At 72.4% G+C, this 18,746-nt stretch carries 19 protein-coding genes and 1 riboswitch; of the genes, 14 read left to right on the plus strand and 5 right to left on the minus strand.

Annotated elements, in window-relative coordinates:
- Window positions 1-1,492: MFS transporter (locus tag ACZ499_RS21275; RefSeq protein ID WP_468676975.1), on the minus strand; the 1,492-nt coding region annotated here is incomplete at its 3' end.
- A 107-nt stretch (window positions 1,493-1,599) separates the two neighbouring features.
- On the opposite strand from ACZ499_RS21275, the gene ACZ499_RS21280 reads away from it, so the two are divergent.
- The 11 genes from ACZ499_RS21280 (at window position 1,600) to ACZ499_RS21330 (ending at window position 11,959) form a co-directional block, all read left to right on the plus strand.
- Window positions 1,600-2,742, plus strand: coding sequence for an ROK family transcriptional regulator (locus ACZ499_RS21280; protein ID WP_468676977.1), 1,143 nt, complete (start codon window positions 1,600-1,602; stop codon window positions 2,740-2,742).
- Window positions 2,743-3,188: 446 nt separating this feature from the next.
- Window positions 3,189-3,319, plus strand: a riboswitch (FMN riboswitch).
- A 160-nt stretch (window positions 3,320-3,479) separates the two neighbouring features.
- A complete protein-coding gene (ribD, locus tag ACZ499_RS21285; RefSeq protein ID WP_468676979.1) occupies window positions 3,480-4,562 on the plus strand; it encodes a bifunctional diaminohydroxyphosphoribosylaminopyrimidine deaminase/5-amino-6-(5-phosphoribosylamino)uracil reductase RibD in 1,083 nt (360 codons plus the stop codon).
- 2 nt (window positions 4,563-4,564) lie between these two features.
- Window positions 4,565-5,173, plus strand: a complete 609-nt coding sequence (locus ACZ499_RS21290; protein WP_468677083.1) for a riboflavin synthase — start codon at window positions 4,565-4,567, stop codon at window positions 5,171-5,173.
- Complete coding sequence (locus tag ACZ499_RS21295; RefSeq protein WP_468408901.1) at window positions 5,170-5,814, plus strand: nicotinamide mononucleotide transporter family protein; 645 nt, start codon at window positions 5,170-5,172, stop codon at window positions 5,812-5,814. Before ACZ499_RS21290 ends, ACZ499_RS21295 begins: the two co-directional genes overlap by 4 nt.
- A complete protein-coding gene (locus ACZ499_RS21300; protein WP_468676981.1) occupies window positions 5,811-7,100 on the plus strand; it encodes a bifunctional 3,4-dihydroxy-2-butanone-4-phosphate synthase/GTP cyclohydrolase II in 1,290 nt (429 codons plus the stop codon). Before ACZ499_RS21295 ends, ACZ499_RS21300 begins: the two co-directional genes overlap by 4 nt.
- Before the next feature lie 54 nt (window positions 7,101-7,154).
- Window positions 7,155-7,640, plus strand: coding sequence for a 6,7-dimethyl-8-ribityllumazine synthase (gene ribH / locus ACZ499_RS21305; RefSeq protein WP_067155634.1), 486 nt, complete (start codon window positions 7,155-7,157; stop codon window positions 7,638-7,640).
- Between the two features lie 35 nt (window positions 7,641-7,675).
- Window positions 7,676-7,957 carry a phosphoribosyl-ATP diphosphatase gene (locus ACZ499_RS21310; protein WP_283144384.1) on the plus strand — a complete coding sequence of 94 codons (282 nt, stop codon included), beginning with the start codon at window positions 7,676-7,678 and terminating at the stop codon, window positions 7,955-7,957.
- 49 nt (window positions 7,958-8,006) lie between these two features.
- On the plus strand, window positions 8,007-8,855 hold the full coding sequence (gene hisG / locus ACZ499_RS21315; protein ID WP_468408896.1) for an ATP phosphoribosyltransferase: 849 nt from the start codon (window positions 8,007-8,009) through the stop codon (window positions 8,853-8,855).
- Window positions 8,856-8,901: 46 nt separating this feature from the next.
- A complete protein-coding gene (locus ACZ499_RS21320) occupies window positions 8,902-9,357 on the plus strand; it encodes a PH domain-containing protein (RefSeq protein WP_468677085.1) in 456 nt (151 codons plus the stop codon).
- 203 nt (window positions 9,358-9,560) lie between these two features.
- Window positions 9,561-10,895, plus strand: coding sequence for a hemolysin family protein (locus ACZ499_RS21325; protein WP_468676983.1), 1,335 nt, complete (start codon window positions 9,561-9,563; stop codon window positions 10,893-10,895).
- Window positions 10,892-11,959, plus strand: a complete 1,068-nt coding sequence (locus ACZ499_RS21330) for a hemolysin family protein (protein WP_468676985.1) — start codon at window positions 10,892-10,894, stop codon at window positions 11,957-11,959. The genes ACZ499_RS21325 and ACZ499_RS21330 overlap by 4 nt, the downstream gene beginning before the upstream one ends.
- 366 nt (window positions 11,960-12,325) lie before the next feature.
- Here ACZ499_RS21330 and ACZ499_RS21335 read toward each other — a convergent pair whose 3' ends face one another.
- Together ACZ499_RS21335 and ACZ499_RS21340 are read right to left on the minus strand one after the other, a co-directional pair.
- On the minus strand, window positions 12,326-14,215 hold the full coding sequence (locus ACZ499_RS21335) for an AAA family ATPase (RefSeq protein ID WP_468677087.1): 1,890 nt from the start codon (window positions 14,213-14,215) through the stop codon (window positions 12,326-12,328).
- Between the two features lie 366 nt (window positions 14,216-14,581).
- Window positions 14,582-15,211: a uridine kinase family protein gene (locus tag ACZ499_RS21340; protein WP_468676986.1), complete on the minus strand. Its 630-nt coding sequence runs from the start codon at window positions 15,209-15,211 to the stop codon at window positions 14,582-14,584.
- A gap of 179 nt (window positions 15,212-15,390) precedes the next feature.
- Between ACZ499_RS21340 and ACZ499_RS21345 the strand changes: the two genes are divergently transcribed.
- Window positions 15,391-16,773 carry a peptidase C39 family protein gene (locus ACZ499_RS21345; protein WP_468676988.1) on the plus strand — a complete coding sequence of 461 codons (1,383 nt, stop codon included), beginning with the start codon at window positions 15,391-15,393 and terminating at the stop codon, window positions 16,771-16,773.
- A gap of 155 nt (window positions 16,774-16,928) precedes the next feature.
- Entirely contained in the window at window positions 16,929-17,090 is a 162-nt protein-coding gene (locus ACZ499_RS21350) for an SCO1431 family membrane protein (protein WP_107503676.1), read from the plus strand.
- Here the strand turns inward: ACZ499_RS21350 and ACZ499_RS21355 are convergent.
- On the minus strand, window positions 17,068-17,472 hold the full coding sequence (locus ACZ499_RS21355) for a hypothetical protein (protein ID WP_468676992.1): 405 nt from the start codon (window positions 17,470-17,472) through the stop codon (window positions 17,068-17,070). The two genes, ACZ499_RS21350 and ACZ499_RS21355, sit on opposite strands and share 23 nt — an antisense overlap.
- A gap of 25 nt (window positions 17,473-17,497) precedes the next feature.
- Window positions 17,498-17,737 carry a hypothetical protein gene (locus ACZ499_RS21360; protein ID WP_468676994.1) on the minus strand — a complete coding sequence of 80 codons (240 nt, stop codon included), beginning with the start codon at window positions 17,735-17,737 and terminating at the stop codon, window positions 17,498-17,500.
- 264 nt (window positions 17,738-18,001) lie between these two features.
- Here ACZ499_RS21360 and ACZ499_RS21365 point away from each other — a divergent pair, with 264 nt between their 5' ends.
- Entirely contained in the window at window positions 18,002-18,631 is a 630-nt protein-coding gene (locus ACZ499_RS21365; protein ID WP_468676995.1) for a TetR/AcrR family transcriptional regulator, read from the plus strand.
- The last annotated feature ends 115 nt before the right edge of the window (window positions 18,632-18,746 follow it).

The following is an 18,746-nucleotide window of genomic DNA, read 5'->3' on the forward strand; positions in this document are numbered from 1 at the left end:
AGGGGGGGGGGAGGGGGGGGGGGGGGCGGGGGACACAGAGCGCAAACCACCCCTCCCTCCGGGTGGGCGGTCCGTTTGCGCGTCTCCGGCTTCTCCCCCCCCCCCCCCCCCCCCCCCCGGCCGGGCCGCCGGCGGCCCGGGTGCGCACTCCCGTACGCAGCACCTCCGCCCCCGCCACCAGGCCCAGCGCCAACAGCGTGACCAGGCCGAACGACACCACCAGCGAGGTCAGATCGGCGATGCCGCCGATGGCCGAGGGGGCGACGAGACCCGAGGTGTACGTGATGGTGGCGACGCCCGCGATGGCCTGGCTGGGGTCTGTCCGGCGGATCCGGTCGGCCTCGGTCCGGGGCGCCTCTTTCGGTGCTGGTGAGCGGGGGTCTGGTGCGTCCAGCTGCAAGGCGGAGGATTGAGGCGACGCGGAGCGTCGGCGATTGACGACAACGCCGCAGATGGGGGTGCCAGACCCCCGCGTGCCGACCGGATCCGCCGGACAGGCCCCAGGGTTCGGGCCGCTGCGCCCGGCCGCCGCGAAGGCCAGCGGCACCACGACCGCGACCCCCAGGCCGATCAGCGCGAACCCGCCCATGGCCACGGCCGGGCCGGGCGCGAGGACCACCGCGAGCCCGCCCGCGGTCGCCAGCACGCCCCCGCAGCGGACCGTCCGTACCGCGCCGAACCGGTCCACCACCTTGTCGCCCGCGATCCGCGCCACCGCCATGGTCAGCGTGAACGCGGTGGTAGAGGCGGCGGCGAGCCCGGCCGAGGCGTCCATGGTGTCCCGCAGGTACACCGCCGACCAGTCCAGGCTCGCCCCCTCGGCGAACACCGCGCAGAACGCGACGAGTCCGATGACCAGCGCCGTCCTGGGCGGCCGGGCGAAGCGCGGCGGCGGGGCCTCGTCGGGCGCGCTGCGCAGGTCCAGCACGCCGCCGCAGACCAGTGCGCCAAGCGCGGTGAGAGCGGCCGCCGCGACGAGGTGGTGCACGCGCGCGTCGACGCCGAGGTGCGCGGCCAGCGTGCCGGTGGTCGAGCCGATCAGGGCGCCCGCGCTCCACATGCCGTGCAGTCCGGACATGATGGACCGGCCGAGCCGGTCCTCGGTCTGCACGCCCAGCGCGTTCATGGCCACGTCCGACATGCCCGCCGTCGCCCCGAACACGAAGAGCGCCGCGCAGAGCGTGTAGAGGTTCGGCGCGAGCGCCGGGAGCGCGAGGGTGAGCGTCCACAGGGCGAGCAGCCCGCGCAGCGCACGGCGCGCCCCGAAGCGGTGGGTGACCGCGCCGGAGAGCGGCATCAGCAGCGACGAGCCGATGGCGGGAAACGCGAGCGCCAGACCGAGCTGGCCGGTGGAGACCCCGGTGTGGTCCTGGATCCACGGGACCCGGGTCGCGAAGTTGCCGGTGACCGTGCCGTGGACGCAGAACACCGCGGCGACCGCGATCCTGGCCCGCCTCAACTGCCGTACGCCGTCGTCCGCTTCGGTCGCCATCCGCCCGGTCCTCCCCTGGATGCTGGTCCGCGATAAACTATCAGGAACCCTGCCTGATAAATACTGCGCCGTCCATCGGGTTCCGGTCGTCTGGAAGGATCCCCGGCATGCCCGCCTCACCCAGCACCGCCCGGGTCATCAACGACCGCCTCGCCCTGCGTCTGCTCCAGGACGAGGGGCCGTTGACGGCGGGTCAGCTCAAGAAGCTCACCGGTCTGTCCCGCCCCTCCGTCGCCGACCTGGTCGAACGGCTCCAGGGTTCGGGGCTCGTCGAGGTCGTGGGGGAGTCGGGCGCCGAGCGGCGCGGCCCCAACGCCCGGCTGTACGGCATCGTCGCCGACCGGGCCCACCTCGCCGCCCTCGATGTGCGCACCGACAGCGTCACCGTGCTCGTGGCCGATCTCCTCGGCGCGCCCCTCGCGGAGGCCGCCCTCCCGATCGGGGCCGAGGCCGGGACCGGGCCCGCCGTGGAGCAGACGGTGGCGCTCCTGGAGCGCACCGCGAAGGAGGCGGGCGCCGAGCGGCTGCACAGCATCGGTATCGGGGCGCCCGGCCTGATCGACCCGGCGACGGGCGAACTGCGCGACAGCACGGGCCTGCCCGCCTGGCACCGCGAGCTGGTCCCCGCCCTGCACGGGCGGCTGTCGGCCGCGGTCCTCGTGGAGAACGAGGTGAACCTGGCGGCGATGGCCGAGCACCGGCTCGGCGCCGCGCGCGGCCAGGACGACTTCGTGCTGTTCTGGCTGGGGCAGGGCGTGGGCGCGGCGGTCTTCCTGGACGGGAAGCTGCGCCGGGGTGCCTCCGGCGGCGCGGGCGAGATCGGCTTCCTGCCGGTTCCGGGCACCGGCGCACTGCCGTCCGCGACCGGCTGCGACGGCGGGTTCCACGCGCTCGCGGGAGCCGACGCGGTGGTGCGGCTCGCCGCCGGGTACGGGCTGACGGGCAGCGCCGAGACCCTGGTGCGCGAGGCGGCCGGTCCCTTCCTCGACGCGCTGGCCGAGCGGATCGCCATCGGCGCCGCGGCCGTGGTCTCCGTACTGGACCCGGGCCTGATCGTGCTCGGCGGCGAACTCGGCCACGCGGGCGGCGCGTTGCTCTCCGCCCGGGTGCAGAGCCGGCTCGCCGCGCTCACCCCGCTGGGCGCGGAGGTCCGGCCCAGCGAACTCGGGGACCGGGCGGTGCTGCGCGGCGCCCTGCTCGCGGCGCGGGACGCGGCGCAGGACGAGCTGTTCGCGCCGCCCGCACCCTGACGCACCGCACTCCGGCCGGGGTGCGGGCGCTTCACAGCGGGTGCCCGGCGGCCACGGCAAGGGCCTTGAGTCGTGCCGCCGGGCGTTCGGGGGTGGGGGGATCGGCAGGCCCCGAGGTCCTGCCAGACGCCCCAGTCGCCGGTGGTTCCGGGCTCTTCGCCCTTCGTCCACCCCTTCGACTTCCAGTTGTGGGACTTGTACGAGACGGTCGTGGAGCCACCGTACTCGGCCGTGGCCGTCCAGACGGGCGCGGTGCATGAGCCGCCGCCGTGGAGCCGCCGGTCGAACCACCCAAGGTATGGACCAATGCCCCGTCCGGGATGGATGCGCGATGTGGCGGACCGTGAACCTCCACTACGGGCCGCGACCGGCACTGTGACCCAGGCCATAGATGTTCGCCCGTATGGCCGACGATCAGGCGTGGCACACTGACCCTGTACCAGCAGCAGCGCACTCCGGGGTCGGTGTAATTCCGAACCGGCGGTAATAGTCCGCGACCCGGCCGCATCCAGTGGCCGGTTGACCAGGTGGAATTCCTGGACCGACGGTGAAAGTCCGGATGGGAGGCAGTGCGCGGCGGGCGGGCCCTCAGGGCTCATGCCGGCCGTTCCGCTGATCGTCGTCCGCGACGGTCGGTGTCCTTCGGCCATGCGTGAGCTGTACGTACGGCCCTGTTCCCGCTCTCTGTCGTTCATCGACAGCCCCGGAGTCCGTGCCCGAAGAGGCAGGAGGACCCGGTGGCCACCGCAGCCGACGCAGACGCGATGCGCCGAGCCATTGAGCTCGCCGCGCGCGGACTCGGCTCCACCAGCCCCAACCCGGTCGTCGGGTGCGTCATCACCGATGCCCGCGGCGCCGTCGTCGGCGAGGGCTTCCACCAGAAGGCCGGCGGCCCGCACGCCGAGGTCCACGCCCTGTCCGCCGCGGGCGAGAAGGCCCGGGGCGGCACCGCGTACGTCACCCTCGAACCCTGCAACCACACCGGTCGCACCGGCCCCTGCGCCCAGGCGCTCGTCGAGGCCGGGATCGCCCGTGTCGTGTACGCGGTCGGCGACCCGAACCCGCAGGCCACCGGGGGCGCCGACACACTGCGGGCGGCCGGGGCCGAGGTGGAGCAGGGCCTGCTCGCCGAGGAGGCCGAGGCGGGCAACGCCGCCTGGCTCACCTCCGTACGGCTCGGCCGGCCCTACGTCCTGTGGAAGTACGCGGCGACCCTCGACGGCCGGACCGCCGCCGAGGACGGCACCAGCCGCTGGATCACCTCGCCCGAGGCCCGCGCGGACGTCCACCGGCTGCGCGCCGAGGCCGACGCCGTGGTGGTCGGCTCCGGCACCGCCCGCACCGACGACCCCCACCTCGCCGTACGCGGCATCGAGGGCGCCGTCCAGCCGCTGCGGGTCGTCGTCGACACCGAGGCGAAGGCCGTACGGCCCGGCGCCCGGGTCCTCGACGACGCCGCGCCGACCCTGGTCGCGGTCGCCGAGGACGCCGACACCGCCCATCTGGCGGACACCGACGTCGTCCGGCTGCCGCGCGCCGCCACAGGTCTGGACATCCCGGCGCTGCTGGCCGCCCTGCACGGGCGCGGCGTCCGGTCCGTACTCCTCGAAGGCGGCCCGGCCCTCGCCGGGGCCTTCGTCGCCGCGGGCGCCGTCGACAAGGTCGTCGGCTATCTCGCACCCGTCCTGCTCGGCGCGGGCCCGGCGGCCCTGACCGGCGCCGGAATCACCACGATCGCCGAAGCGTTGCGGCTCGAACTGACCGAGACCGTCCGCATCGGCCCCGATCTCCGTATCAGTGCCACTCCCAAGGAGCGATGAGCGTGTTCACCGGAATCGTCGAAGAGCTGGGTGAGGTCACCGCCGTCGAGAAGCTCGGCGACTCCTCCCGCTTCCGTCTGCGCGGCCCCGTCGTCACCGAGGGCGCCCGGCACGGCGACTCGATCGCCGTCAACGGGGTCTGTCTGACCGTCGTGGAGACGGGCGACGGCGAGTTCACCGCCGACGTCATGGAGGAGACGCTCAAGCGCTCCAGCCTCGGCGCCCTCGACGTCGGCTCCCGCGTCAACCTGGAGCGGCCCATGGCCGTCGGCGGCCGCCTCGGCGGGCACATCGTCCAGGGCCACGTCGACGGCACCGGCGCCGTCGTCGCGCGCACCCCCTCGGAGAACTGGGAGATCGTCAAGGTCTCGCTGCCCGCGGAACTCTCCCGCTACGTCGTGGAGAAGGGCTCGATCACCGTCGACGGCGTCAGCCTCACGGTGGTCGACGCGGGCCCCGACTACTTCACCGTCAGCCTCATCCCCACCACCCTCGCGCTGACCACGCTCGGCCTCAAGCAGCAGGGCGACCCGGTCAACCTGGAGGTCGACGTGATCGCCAAGTACGTCGAGCGCCTCCTCGGCGCACACGGCCAGGAGGACTCCAAGTGAACTGGCTCAACTCCGAGGCGTTCACCGCCTTCGACCAGCACATCATGTGGTCCGACATGATCGGCAACACGGTCGGTCTCGCCGCCCTCGCGCTCGGCTGGCGGCGCTCCATATGGACCTGGCCCGCCCAGTTCCTCTCCGGCGTCATCCTGCTCGCCGCGTTCAGCACCGCCCACCTCTCCGGCAGCGCCGGCAAGCAGGTCGTGGTCATCGTGGTCGCCCTGTGGGGCTGGTACCAGTGGCAGGCCGGCAAGCGGCAGGGGCAGGACGGCTCCATCGCGGTGCGGTTCGCCACCTGGCGCGAGCGCGGTCTGCTGGTCGCCGGCGCCGCCGTCGGCACCCTCGCCGTCGGCGGTCTGTTCACCGCCTTCCCGACGCTGTCGTGGGACCCGTGGCCGGACGCGTACATCTTCGTCGGCACAATCGTCGCCATGTACGCCCAGGCGCGCGGCATGGTCGAGTTCTGGCTCGCCTGGCTCCTCGTCGACGCCGTGGGCGTGCCGCTCAACTTCGCCAACGGCTTCGCCTTCTCCGGCTTCGTCTACGTCATCTACGGCGCAATCGTCCTCTGGGGCCTGCGCGACTGGTGGCTGCGCTCCCGTACGAGCGCGCAGCCCGTCCTGGAAGGAGCGGCGGCATGAGCGCCACCACACCCACCTGGTACTCCACCGACAATCGCGAGGACCTCTCCCTCGACCCGGTCGAGCAGGCGATCCGCGACATCGCGGCCGGCCGGCCGGTCGTGGTCGTGGACGACGAGGACCGCGAGAACGAGGGCGACCTCGTCATCGCCGCCGAGAAGGCGACCCCCGAGATCGTCGCCTTCATGATGAGCGAGTGCCGCGGGCTGATCTGCGCGCCCATGGAGGGCGAGGCGCTCGACCGGCTCCAGCTGCCCCAGATGGTCGACCACAACACCGAGTCGATGAAGACCGCGTTCACCGTCTCGGTCGACGCGTCCGCCGCGCACGGCGTCTCCACCGGCATCTCCGCCGCCGACCGCGCCACCACGCTGCGCCTGCTGGCCGACGGGCACTCGGACGCCGGGGACTTCGTCCGCCCGGGGCACATCTTCCCGCTGCGCGCCAAGCCCGGCGGCGTCCTCGTCCGCAACGGCCACACCGAGGCCGCGGTCGACCTGGCCCGGCTCGCGGGGCTCGCCCCGGCCGGCGCGATCGTGGAGATCGCGGGCGAGGACGGGGTGATGCTGCGGCTGCCCGAGCTCATCCCGTTCGCCCGCAAGCACGGTCTGACGATCATCTCCATCGAGGACCTGATCGCCTACCGCCGCTCCTCCGAGCCGACCGTGCGCCGCGAGGCCGAGGTCCACCTCCCCACCTCCTTCGGCGAGTTCACCGCCTACGGCTACCGCTCCACCGTCGACGGCGTCGAGCACGTGGCGCTGGTCCACGGCGAGATCGGCGACGGCGAGGACGTCCTGGTGCGGGTCCACTCCGAGTGCCTGACCGGCGACATCTTCCACTCGCAGCGCTGCGACTGCGGCCCCCAGCTGCAGGCCTCCATGGAGCGCATCACCGAGGCGGGCCGCGGCGTCGTCGTCTATCTGCGCGGCCACGAGGGGCGTGGCATCGGACTGCTCTCCAAGCTGCGCGCCTACGAGCTCCAGGAGCAGGGCCGCGACACACTCGACGCCAACCTGGAGCTGGGGCTGCCCGCCGACGCCCGCGACTACGCGGCCGGCGCGCAGATCCTGGAGAACCTGGGCGTGCGCAGCCTGCGGCTGATGACCAACAACCCGGAGAAGACCACCGCGCTGGTCCGCCACGGCCTCAAGGTCACCGGCCGCGAGCCGATGCCCGTCCAGGCGGGCGAGCACAATCTGCGGTACCTGCGCACCAAGCGCGACCGGATGGGACACGACCTGCCGTGGCTGGACGCGACCACGTCGGCCTGCGGCAACCAGTAGCGACACCCGTACAGCGACACCCGTAACAGCTGAAAGATCACTGAGGAGCAGCACGTGAGTGGCAAGGGCGCACCCGAACTGTCCGTACGCAACTGCGCAGACCTCCGGGTCGCGGTCATCGCGGCGCAGTGGCACGAGAAGGTCATGGACGGACTCGTCGACGGGGCCCTGCGCGCCCTGCACGAGCTCGGCATCGACGAGCCGACGCTGCTGCGCGTCCCCGGCAGCTTCGAGCTGCCGGTCGTCGCCAAGGTGCTCGCGGGCCGCGGATACGATGCGGTGGTCGCCCTCGGCGTCGTCATCAGGGGCGGCACGCCGCACTTCGATTACGTGTGCCAGGGTGTCACCAACGGTCTCACCCAGGTCAGCATCGACACCGGCGTACCCATCGGCTTCGGCGTACTGACCTGCGACACCGAGGAGCAGGCCCTGGACCGGGCCGGCCTCGAAGGGTCGAACGAGGACAAGGGGCACGAAGCGGTCACCGCCGCCGTCGCCACGGCCGCCACGCTGCGCACCGTCAGCGAACCCTGGCGCTGAGTGGCAGGGAAGCACCCCTTACCCTAAGAAGCATCATGGCGAACAAACCCCCCAAGAGTTTCGAAGAGCTCTTCGCGGAGCTCCAGCTCAAGGCAGCCAACGGCGACCCGTCCACCTCCCGCACCGCCGAGCTGGTGGACAAGGGCGTGCATGCCATCGGCAAGAAGGTCGTCGAGGAGGCCGCCGAGGTCTGGATGGCCGCCGAGTACGAGAGCAAGGACGCCGCCGCCGAGGAGATCTCGCAGCTGCTGTACCACGTCCAGGTGATGATGGTCGCGCGCGGGATCTCACTCGACGACGTCTACGCCCACCTCTGAGCACCCCCGCACTCTCCCCCGTACGTCTCCAAGTAAGGAAGCCGACCTCATGCTGCGCATCGCCGTCCCCAACAAGGGTTCACTGTCCGGACCTGCGTCGGCGATGCTCCATGAGGCCGGCTACCAGATGCGCAAGGAGTCCAAGGAACTCGTCCTGGTCGACCCCGAGAACGAGGTCGAGTTCTTCTACCTGCGCCCCCGTGACATCGCGATCTACGTCAGCGCCGGCCGCCTCGACATCGGCATCACCGGACGCGACCTGCTGCTCGACTCGGGCGCCGACGCGGAGGAGATCCTCTCCCTCGGCTTCGCCCGCTCGACCTTCCGCTACGCCACCAAGCCCGGCACGGCCAAGGGCGTCGGCGACTTCGACGGGATGACGATCGCCACCTCGTACGAGGGGATCGTCGCCCAGCACCTCAAGGACAGCGGCGTCGCCGCCTCCGTCGTCCACCTGGACGGCGCCGTCGAGACCGCCATCGAGCTCGGAGTCGCCCACGTCATCGCGGACGTCGTGGAGACCGGCACCTCGCTGCGCAACGCGGGCCTCGAAGTCATCGGCGAGCCGATCATGAAGTCCGAGGCGGTCGTCATCCGCCGCACCGGCGCGGACATCGAAGAGCCCAAGGTGCAGCAGTTCCTGCGCCGCCTCCAGGGTGTCCTGGTCGCCCGCAGCTACGTGATGATGGACTACGACTGCCGCGCCGAGCACCTGGAGCGGGCCGTCGCCCTCACCCCGGGCCTGGAGTCGCCGACGATCTCGCCGCTCCACAACGAGGGCTGGGTCGCCGTCCGCGCCATGGTCCCGGCCAAGGAGGCCCAGCGGATCATGGACGACCTGTACGAGCTGGGCGCCCGCGCCATCCTCACCACGGCCATCCACGCCTGCCGCCTCTGACCGCCCCCTCCGATCCCTTTACTCCCGTACGGAAGTGACGTACCCCGTGTCCGCCCCCGCGCCCCAACTCCCCGCTCTCCCGGTCACGTTCCGGCCGACCCGCACCCGGGCCGTGCTGCTGAGCGTGGGTGCCGTGATGTTCGCCGTGATCACTGGCGTCGCGCTGCTCCTGGAGAACATGAGCGCGGGCGAGCGGGCCAGCTTCGTGTTCACCGCGGCGATGTTCTTCGCGGTCCTCGCGCTGCTGAGCCGCCCCAAGGTCGTCGCCGACGACACGGGCGTCACGGTCGTCAACCTCACCCGGACACGGCGGCTCGACTGGGCGGAGATCCTGCGCGTCAACCTCCGCCCCGGCGACCCCTGGGTGTTCCTGGACCTCAGCGACGGCACCAGCCTGCCCGCGCTCGGCATCCAGCCCGGCATCGCCAAGGAGCGGGCCATCCGCGACGCCCGGGCGCTGCGCGCACTCGCCGAGTCGCACGGCACCCGCCAGGCGGGCTGACCCGCCCTTTTCAGCACCGGGGCAAGCATTGCGGCGACGATCTCAATAGCTACCCTGGTGACGGTGGCGCTCAACGCGCCAGCCCCGTGCACAAGGCGGCACCATCGGCCTGCGGGGCACCAGCGACCCGAGGAGTGACTCCCTCCAGCAATGGACGGATCGTCCGGTAGTATCTGCGCCGCCCCTTCGCAGGAGGCGGCGGCATGACCACCCCGCTTCTGCTGCTCGCAGCGGCATTCCTTCTCATCCTTGCCAACGGGTTCTTCGTGGCCGCCGAGTTCGGCCTGATCACCGTGGACCGCCCGGACGCCGAAAAGGCCGCCGCCGACGGTGACCGCCGAGCCGGCACCGTCGTCAAGGCCCTGCGCGAGCTGTCCTTCCAGCTCTCCGGCACTCAGCTCGGCATCACCATCACCTCGCTCGTCGTCGGCATGCTCGCCGAGCCCGCGCTCGCCGGACTGCTCGACGGGCCGCTCACCGCGACCGGCCTGCCGGACGGGGTGGTGCCCGGCGTGGGCGTCGTCATAGGCATGCTGCTCGCCTCCGCCGTGCAGATGGTGATCGGCGAACTCGTCCCCAAGAACTGGGCGGTGTCGCGGCCCCTCCAGGTCGCGCGGTTCGTCGCCGGGCCGCAGAGCCGCTTCTCCCGGCTCTTCCGGCCGGTCATCTCGCTCCTGAACACCGTCGCCAACCGGCTGGTCCGGGCGCTCGGCGTGGAGCCCGCCGACGAGCTGGCCTCCGCCCGCACCCCCGGCGAACTGGTCTCGCTGGCCCGCCACTCGGCGCGGGCCGGAGCCATCGAGCAGGACACCGCCGACCTCTTCGTACGCACCCTCGCGCTCGGGCGGCTCACCGCGGAGAACGTGATGACGCCGCGTGTGAAGGTGAGCGCGCTGCAGACCTCCGCGACCGCCACCGACGTCCTCAACCTCACCCGGGCCACCGGGCTCTCCCGCTTCCCCGTCTACCGGGAGCGGATCGACGAGGTCGTCGGCATGGTCCACCTCAAGGACGCGCTGGCGGTGCCGCCGCAGGAGCGCCATCGCACTCCCGCCGCGCGCATCGCCGTGCCGCCGCTCCTGGTGCCCGAGACCCTGCCCGTGCAGCAGCTCCTGGAGCGGCTGCGCAGCGAGCAGCCGATAGCCGTGGTCGTCGACGAGTACGGCGGTACGGCCGGGGTCGTCACCCTGGAGGACATCGTCGAGGAGCTGGTCGGCGAGGTGCGCGACGAGCACGACGCCGAGGGCGACACCGGGCCCGAACTCGCCGCGGTGGCGAGCGACGACGGCCGCCCCGCGTGGGAGGCCGACGGCAGCTGCCGGGTGCTGAGCCTGCGCCGGATAGGACTGGACGTGCCGGATGGCCCGTACGAGACGGTCGCCGGACTCGTCGCCGATCTGCTCGGCCGCATCCCGGTCCCCGGTGACCGCGCCGAGCTGCCCGGCTGGCGGATCCAGGTCCGCCGGGTCGAGCGGTACCGGGCGGAGCGGGTGCGCTTCGTGCGGACCGCGGACGTCCTGAGCGAGGCCGTGCGATGAGCGTGCTGCAACTCTTCTTCGCCCTGCTCCTGGTGCTGGCGAACGGCTTCTTCGTCGGGGCCGAGTTCGCCCTGGTGTCCGTGCGCCGCAGCCAGATCGAACCGCTCGCGTCCCAGTCGGCGCGGGCCCGGCAGGTGCTGCACGGCCTGGAGAACCTGCCGCAGATGATGGCGGCCGCGCAATTCGGCATCACCGTCTGCTCGTTGACACTGGGCGCGGTGGCCGAGCCCACGGTGGCCCACCTCCTGGAGCCCGTCTTCGAGGCGGCCCGGGTCCCGGCGGGCCTGATCCACCCCCTCGGCTACGCGATCGCGCTCGCCCTCGTCGTCTTCCTCCACCTTGTCATCGGCGAGATGGTCCCGAAGAACCTGGCGATGGCGGCGCCCGAGAAGACCGCGCTCTGGTTCAGCCCGGGCCTCGTCGCCTTCGCCCGGGTGTGCCGCCCGGTCACGGTGGCGCTGGGCGCGTGCGCGCGGCTGGTGCTGCGGGCGTTCCGGGTGGAGCCCAAGGACGAGGTGGAGGCGGTCTTCACCAGCGAGCAGCTCAACCGCCTGGTGGAGGACTCCGGGCAGGCGGGCCTGCTGGACCCCCGGGAGATGGAGCGCCTGGAGGACGCGCTGGAGCTGGGCAGCCGCCCGGTGACGGACGTGCTGCTCGACCGGTCGTCCCTGGTGACGGTGGGCTGCTCGGTGACGCCCCGGGAGCTGGAGGAACTGACGGTCCGTACCGGCTACTCCCGCTTCCCGGTGTGCGCGGAAGGGGGCGCCTTCATGGGCTTCCTGCACGTCAAGGACGTGCTGGACCTGGAGGACCGGGAGCGGGCGGTGCCGCAGCAGGTGTGGCGGCCGCTGGTCACCCTGCGGGCGGAGCTGCCGCTCGACGACGTGCTCACGGTGATGCGCCGGGCGGCGGCGCACCTTGCGCAGGTGGCGGATGCGTCGGGGCGGGTGCTGGGTCTTGTGGCCCTGGAGGACGTCCTGGAGATGCTGGTCGGCGAGGTCCGCGACCCGTCCCACCGGCCGTTCCCGACACAGCCGCGCGCGGAGCAGGCGCTGGCGGGTTAGCCCCGGCGATTCAGCCCCCACCCCGCCCCTTCCCCTGAACCCTCCGGGGGTGGGGGAGGGGTGGGGGTGGTTTTCCGGGGGCTGCCCCCCGGACCTCGTTTGCGGGGCCTGCGGCCCCTGCATCCCGCTTCGGGGCTCCGTCCGGACCCCGCTCCTCAAACTCCCCCAAGGACTTCGTCCAGGGGGACCCCAGGGGCTGGATTTGCCAGGGCCCCGCTCCTTGCACGCCGGAGGGGCTGGATGTGCCCGGGCCCCGTTCTGCCTTCAGGGGCGCGGGGAACTGCGCGACCGGCCCCCACCGGCCGGTAGCCGACGAACCCGGCCGCCCGCCCAGGGCTCAAGGGAACGGGCGGGGTGGGGAAAGGGCTACAGCGGATCCATCGCCCCGCCCCGCCCCGACAGCACCTCCCCATACGCCTGCATCAAATCCGGCAGCCGCAACGTGGCCAGGTCCTCACGCCCCGGCGTGCCGGGATACGTCGACAGGCGCAGGTCGCGGTACGCGCAGCTCTTCTCGTACAGCGTGCGCAGGAACCGCCCGTTACCGAGTTCGTCGATCCACCCCTGGTCCACCACGTGCCCGCTGATCGAGCGCAGCTCGTCCAGCGCCTCCTCGTCCCACCCGTCCCCGTTCTCCGCCGCCAGGACTTCCCCGATCGCCGTCAGCTCCAGGGGGCGGTACGAGGGGAAGTCCACCCGGGTGGTGAAGCGGGAGGACAGGCCCGGGTTGGTGGCCAGCAAGCGGTCCATCCCCTCGGGGTAGCCCGCGAGGATGACCACCAGGTGGTCGCGGTTGTCCTCGGCACGTTTCAGGAGCACCTGGAGCGCCTCGTCGCCGTACGCGTCGCCCTTGCTGTAGCCGGAGTTGGAGAGGCTGTACGCCTCGTCCACGAACAGCACCCCGCCCAGCGCCGAGTCGATCAGCTCGTTCGCCTTGACCGCCGTCTGGCCGAGGAACTCGCCCACCAGGTCGGCCCGTTGAGCTTCCACGAGGTGGTCGCCGCCCAGCAGGCCGAGCGCGTAGAAGACCCGGCCCAGGATCCGCGCGACCGTGGTCTTGCCGGTGCCGCTGGGGCCGGAGAAGACAAAGTGACGTTTCGGCGGTTGGACGGGGAGGCCCTGGCCGACTCGTAAGCGGGCCATGTTGAGTTGCGCCGACAACGCCTTGACCTGGCGTTTCACCGGCTCCAGGCCCACCATCCGCTCCAGCTCCGCCAGCGCCTGGGCGAGCAGCGCCGCGTCCGTCGGGCCGGTCGGCACGGGTGGCGGGGCGGGCTGGGCCGGGATGCCCGCCTTCTCCCGTACGCCGTCGGGCGGCGGCGGCACCACCACCGCCGGGCCGGCGACCGGCACCCGCACCTCGCGCCCCTCCGGCGGTTCGAGGGGCGCCGCCTCGGGCTCGGCGCCGTCCACCGTGCCGTCCTGGCCGAACCCGGACAGCGAGACGGCCGCCAGATCGGACGGGTCGTCGGAGCCGTACGACCCGTCCAGGCCGTCCGACTCGGTGATCGCGGCCAGCCGCGCCGAGGTGTCCATGAACGCCGGGTCGACCCGGTGCACCGCCCGGTACAGGGGCAGCGCGGCGGCGGAGCGGCCGGTGCCCTCGTGGGCGCGGGCCAGCCAGTAGCGCAGCTCCTTGCGCTGCGGCTGTTCGCTGCGACAGCGCATCAGGGCCGCCGAGAGGAGCGGCTCGGCCTGCCCGAACATCTCCAGGCGCACCCGCGCCATCCCGCCGAACAGCCCGGCCTCGATCCCGAGGAGCGGATCGCCCAGCAACGGCTCGGTGTGCCGCACCAGTTGGTCCCAGTCCTTGACCAGATACGACCGGCAGGCGTGCAGGAAGCGGACCTGGGGGTCTGTGTCCACCGGTGGCAGACCGGCCAGCGCGCGGTCCAGCTCCGGCACATGGCGGCCGTCGAGCCAGTGCGAGGCGTGCGCGAGCAGCAGATCGCGCGGGCTCTCCAGGACCGGCTGGACCCACCAGCCCAGCCAGTACCAGGAGTTGAGGGTGCGCCGGTGCCGAGCGCGCTGTTCGCCGAAGCGCTCCCGGTGACGGTACATGCGCAGCAGCGCGGTGGTGGTGTCCACCCGCAGCGCGTGCAGTCCCAGCCAGCCGTCCACCATGCCCGGATCCATCCGTACCGCGGCCCGGAACTCCTCCTCGGCCTGCGGATACGCGCCCATGGTGTACGCGTCGATGCCCCGCAGCCAGGCGAGATCGGCCGGGGCGTGCGCGCCCTGCGTGCCGAAGTCCATCACGTCCCCCACCACCGTGCCCCCGTGCTGAATCGCCAATTCGCAGAGTGCAGAACGGAATTGACGGGAACTGACCGCACCAGCTGCATCGTACCTGCGAGGGGGCCCCGGATCGAAGGGGTGGCGCGAGGGCCGCGGAAGCACGTCTTGGCCGGTGACCGAGGGTGAGCGAAACCGCTGCGAAACCGCTGCTGAGGCGCGGTGAAAGGCCCGGAATGGGCAGAACGAAGCCCCCGATCACGGGGGAACAACCGGGGGCTTCGCGTCTGCGGCGGCTCCGGAAAGCCGCACATTCAGAACGTAAGACCTGTACGGCCCCCGGGTCAAGCGGAGTTGGGTGACTCCGAGGGGCGGTTTTCCGACGGTTCAGTGCGGCGGGGGGAGATCATCACTGTCCGTAACGGAATGGTGTGCGAGGGGTGCGGAATCGCGCCTCGGGAGCCACTCGTATCCCTCCTGACACTGCCGTACCAGCGCATCAGCATACGGACGGGACGGATCCGCGGCGAAATGGCGCATCTCCGCCGCCGTCCACTCGTCCCAGAAGCCGGAAAGCGCCGCTCCGTCCCGTCGGCGCCCGCGTGCCCAGGACCCCTCGGCGTCCATTTCCATCCACAGCAGCAACGCCAGCCACGGCCGCACCTCGCGCCGGCCCGCCCCGACGCCCTCGATCAGCACCACGGGCGCGGGCTCCAGGGCGCCGGCCGGACCGAACCGGCGCAGGTTCCAGTCGTACGGCGTGACGCGCCCGGCCTCCCCGCGCGCCAGAGGCTCGATCACCTGCGTACGCAGCCGGGGCGTCCAGGCGAAGAACTCCTCGTGGGTGGCCAGGTCGTCGAGGCGGACGACCGGGGCCCCGCCGAGCGCCGCGGCAAGGCGTCCCGCGAAGGTGGACTTGCCGGAGCCCGCGTGCCCGTCCACCGCGACCAGCCGGACCGGGCCGCACGAGGGCGGCAGTGCGCGCACGGCGGCCGCGATTCGGTCGATTTCTGCCATGCCCCCACCCTAGATCGACATCCCTCGGGCGACGGCCGCGCAGGTCATGCCAGTGGTCCAGACCCATATTGGTGGCGCGGCACCGCGCGCATCACTGGCAGAAGTCGCCCGGGACCCGGGATAGTTGGCCCATCGTCGTGCCCACCGCCCCATCCTCGTCCGACCGGGGGGTCCCGATCATGAGCAGCTCCACTCCGCGCAGAACCGTCCTGGCCGCCGCGCTCGCCGCCGCGGCGGGCACGGCCGTCCCGGCCTCCGCCTCGGCCGCCCCCGCCCCGTCGACCGCGCGGTCCGCCGTCGGCAGGCCCTCGAAAGGCATCCCCTCACTGGTGGACAACCGCGCCTGGACCACGCACGCCGACTGGCGCTCGGGCGACGCCGCCGGTGTGCGGGCCGTGCCGGGCCGCCGCCCCGGTCTGGTCATCGCCCGCCCGGAGGGCCGCACCGACTACACCGACCCGCACACCCGGAAGACGGCCACCTGGGAGTACGCCACCTGGACCTCGCCGGTGCACCGCTCGCCCGTCCCGGCCACCGAGGTCATCGCCCACTGGAACGCGCACGCCCCCGCCGGGACCTGGCTCCAGGTCGAGCTGCTCGGCACGTACTCCGACACCACGGCGACCCCGGCGTATGTGATGGGCCGCTGGACGGCGGGCGACGGCGACGCCGACATCCGGCGCACCTCGGTCGACGACCAGAGCGACGGCAAGAGCACCATCTACACCGACACCTTCTCGATCGACAACGCGGCGAGCGGGCTGCGCCTGACCTCCTACCGGCTGCGCCTGACCCTCTACCGCACCCCGGGCACCCGCCTCACCCCGACGGTCTGGCGGCTCGGCGCGATGGCCTCCGACATCCCGGACCGCTTCACGGTGCCCGCCTCGACCCCGGCGTACGCGGGCGAGCTCCTCGTACCGCGCTACTCGCAGGAGATCCACAAGGGGCAGTACCCGCAGTACGACAACGGCGGCGAGGCCTGGTGCAGCCCGACCTCCTCGCAGATGATCGTCGAGTACTGGGGCCGGGAGCCGAGCGCCGCCGACCTGGCCTGGGTGGACCCCTCCTTCGCCGACCCGCAGATCTGCCACGCAGCCCGGTACACCTTCGACTACCAGTACAACGGCTGCGGCAACTGGCCCTTCAACGCCGCGTACGCCAGCAGCTACCGGGACATGAGCGCGGCGGTGACCCGGCTGCGCTCGCTGAACGACCTGGAGACGCTGATCAGGGCGGGCATCCCGGCCATAACGTCCCAGTCGTTCCTCAAGACCGAGCTGACCGGCGCCGGGTACGGCACCTCGGGCCACCTCATGACGGTGATCGGCTTCACGGCCGACGGCGACGTGATCGCCAACGACCCCGCCTCGCCGAGCGACCCGGAGGTGCGCCGCGTCTATCTGCGGCGCGAGTGGGAGAACATCTGGCTGCGGACCAAGCGGTACAACGCCGGCGGCAAGGTCGTCTCGGGCACGGGCGGGGTCTGCTATCTGTACTGGCCCGCACACCCCGGCGAGCGTCAGCGCAGGGCCCTGGCCTCGGTGGGCGTACGGGTGTGACGGCCGGGCGGCCCCGGCCCCGGCGGCAGCGGCCGAGGCCGGAAGTGACCGACGTCGCCCGTGACCAACGTCTCTCCCTCCGGAGCCGCATCCACTGGCACTCTGAAAAGGCACCCGGGGGGACCGTCCACCGCCAGACGACCGAGTGAGTTCCCATGACGCTGCACGCCACCACCGCCGACGACCCGCGCGCCCTGGCCGAGCTGCGCGCCCGCACCGGCGGCCCCGACGACGGCCCCAAGATCCTGGAGCACTTCCTGGGGTGGACCCTCGTGGTGGTCCTGGCGATGCTGGTCACGCAGACCGGGCTGCTCTGACCTCCGGGCCGGCCTTCCAGCGCCGGCCCGGCACGCCCACCAGGCCGTGGAGCCACCGCACCGGCGAGCGCCGGGTGAGCAGCGTCACACCCGCCAGGACCGCGAAGGCGGTGAGCCCCAGCGGCCACCCCGCCAGGCGTGCGAGCGGGCTCGCGCCCGGCGCGCCGATGAACGGCAGCCCGTGGACCCCGGCCGCCGCGAGGGCTACCGCGACCGGCCGGGGTACCTTGCGCTCCTCGTCGGCGCCCGGCAGCCGCCACCCCTCCACCAGCCGGCCGATCTCGGTGGGGAACAGGGTGCCGAGCCGAGGACCAGCAGGGCGAGGAACGTGCCCGAGGTCAGGAAGTGCAGCACGTTGTTGACCATGCTGTCCCGCGGCCACTCCCGGTAGGCGCGGGCGCTGGTGGTCAGGGTTCTGCGGTAGCCGTTGCCGTCCCAGCCGTGGATGAGCTGAGGCCGGTCGGGACCAGCAGCGCCGCCGCGTAGAGCAGGGTGAGCGCCAGACAGGGGTTGGCGGCGCCGCTGCGGGTGCGGACCCCCTCCTCGTACACCGAGCGCTCCCACCACTGCAGCTGGCGCCCCGCCGAGACGGCGAAGGTCGCGCCCGTCGCGTACGCCCAGAACGGCGCGGCCTGGATCCGGATCACGACGCCTCCAGCTTCAGTCCGCCCGCCACGATCGAGTCCGAGATGACCAGCGCCTGCTCGGCGCTCACGTCGGTCATGAAGACGAAGGGCGGTCGGCGGTGCGACGAGCACCGCCTTCTTCAGGCGGTTCCTCCCTCGGCCAACGGCCGCCTGTCCGCGCTCACTTGTGCCTCCCGTACGTCCGTGTCCAAGCGGTGCCGGGAGTGCGTGTGCAGGTCTGCCATACTGCGGAGATCCTGTGGCAGTTGGAGACTAGGGCTGAATTTGAATAATAGTCAACAGCGAGGCGCGACCGAGAAATCCCAGGTACGCCGCTCCGAACTCATCGCGACGGGGCGGAAGTTGTTCGCCGACACGTCGTACGACGCCTTGTCGATGGACGACATCGCCCAGCACGCCGGGGTCGCCAAAGGCCTCATCTACTACTACTTCAAGAGCAAGCGCGGCTACTACCTGGCCATCGTCGAGGACTCGGTGGCGGATCTGGTCGCCCGGGCCGCGAGCGACACCGAGCTGCCGCGCGCCGACCGCGTCCACCGCACGATGGAGGGGTACCTGGTGTACGCGCAGCACCACCAGGCGGCCTACCGCACGATCGTGACCGGCGGCGTCGGCTTCGACACCCAGGTCCAGGCGATACGCGACGCCGTCCGCGAGGAGCTGATCGCCACCATCGCGGAGGGTGCCTACGGCAGACGGGACATTCCGGTGCTCGCCCGGCTCGCGCTGCTCGGCTGGATGGGCTGTGTGGAGAGCGTGACCCTGGAGTGGCTGGGGACGCTGGAGCCGGACCGCGCGACCGTACGCGATCTGCTGGTGCGGATGCTGCGGCAGGCCATGGACACCATCGGCGAGTTCGAGCCGGCCTGTCCCTCGCCCGAACCCGGGCGGTGACGACGGAGGGGGGGGCGGGGGGCGCGAGCGGGGCCCCCCCCCCCCCCCCCTCCCTCGTCCCCTTGTCTGCGCTTCTTGCCCCCCCCCCTAGAGTCTCTCCTTCTACCGCCCTAAA

It is taken from the genome of Streptomyces sp. NPDC031265 (genome assembly GCF_055570295.1).